This window comes from Oerskovia sp. NPDC056781, assembly GCF_042789955.1.
Lineage (GTDB): Bacteria > Actinomycetota > Actinomycetes > Actinomycetales > Cellulomonadaceae > Oerskovia > Oerskovia rustica.
The window spans coordinates 1-1,382 of sequence record NZ_JBHUAD010000398.1 but is presented as its reverse complement, the minus strand read 5'-3'; the positions used below and the strand labels follow the sequence as shown (position 1 = coordinate 1,382).

The 1,382-nt window shown below is 70.9% G+C and carries 2 protein-coding genes; both read right to left on the bottom strand.

The genetic code is table 11. The features are described 5' to 3' along the window. Positions 1–1,131, bottom strand: a 1,131-nt coding sequence (locus ACFRCR_RS18720) for a methyl-accepting chemotaxis protein (RefSeq protein ID WP_377679692.1), incomplete at its 3' end; no start/stop codon positions are given. Positions 1,132–1,181: 50 nt separating this feature from the next. Beyond that, the coding region (locus ACFRCR_RS18715; RefSeq protein ID WP_377679690.1) for a methyl-accepting chemotaxis protein at positions 1,182–1,382 on the bottom strand (201 nt) is incomplete at its 5' end.

Genomic DNA, 1,382 nt, shown 5'->3' with positions numbered 1-1,382 from the left:
AGCCACCGTCCGCACGTTCTGCGACACCTGCTCCGCAGCCGCAGCCACCACCCCCGACTGCGCCGCCGTCTCCTCCGACGACGCCGAGAACTGCGACGACACCCCCGCCAACGACTCCGCACTCGACGCGATCGTCACCGACGACTCGAGGACGCCCGAGAGCGTGGCGCGCAGAGACGCCTGGGCCGAGGACAGGGCACGTGCCATGTCTCCCAGCTCGTCCCGTCCGTGGACGTCGGGCTCGTGGGTCAGGTCTCCGTCCGCGATCGCCTCGACCGTGCGCTGCACGCCGACGATCGCCGTCTTGATCCGGCCCGACGTCACCCAGCCCAGCGCCAGCCCGCCGAGAGCGCCGACCGCGATGATGACGACGAGCGTGATGATCGCCGTCGACGCCTCGCTCGCCGCTCCGGCCGTCTCGTCCGCGAGGATGTCGTCGATGTAGGACTGGAGCCGGTCGAGCGCGCCCCCCATCTGCTGCCCGACCTTGTCGAGGTCCGTGTCCGCCGACCGGAAGGCCGCGCGGTCCTCCGCCTCGAAGGCCGGCAGCTTGCGCTCCTCGACGATCGAGATGTACTCGTTCACGGACAGGGCGAACGACCCGTACTGGTCGGGCACCGCCTCGCCGATCCCGGCGTAGATGTCCTCGAACGCACGCATCTCGGCCGTCACCGCGCCGTGCGCCCCGTCGATCGCGACGAACTGCGGGCCAGCCTCGTCGGCCTCCCCCATGTAGTCGCCCAGCCCGCCGGTCGCCAGACGGTACGACCACACCGAGCTCTGCAGAGCCATGACGCGCGCGTTGAGCGTGCTCTGGATCATCGCGATCCGCTCCGTGCGGTCCCGGAGCGAGACCGTGGTCGAGACGGCCACCGCGCCCAGCACGATCATGGCGACCACGAGCAGCGCGACGAGCCCGAGGATCCGGGTGCGGACCGAGCGCAGGACGCTGCCGCCTGCGCCGCGCGTCGGCGGCTCCGTGCCCGAGGTCCGGGAAGGGGCCGCGTCGGTCCCGTCGCCCGACACCGGTCCGGTGGTCGGCAGAGGGTCGGGGGAGGACTCGACGAACGCCTCGGGCGCGATCTCGAGCGTGACTGCGAGGTCGTCGGGTGCTTCGCTCTGCCGGTTCACGTGCTGTTCCTTCCTCAGATGCTGGCTCGTGCGGGATCGTGGGGCGTGCGTCAGTACACGAACTTGGAGGCGTCGGCCTGGAGGTCGGCACTCATCCGGGCGAGCTCGGCGATCGAGTCGTTCATCTGCTGGATCGCCTCCGCGGTCGACGAGGCGGCGGTCGCGATGCCGGTGATGTTGCCCGCGATCTCCGAAGCACCCGTCGCGGACTCCTGCACCCCACGAGACATCTCCGTCGTCGTCGCGGTCTG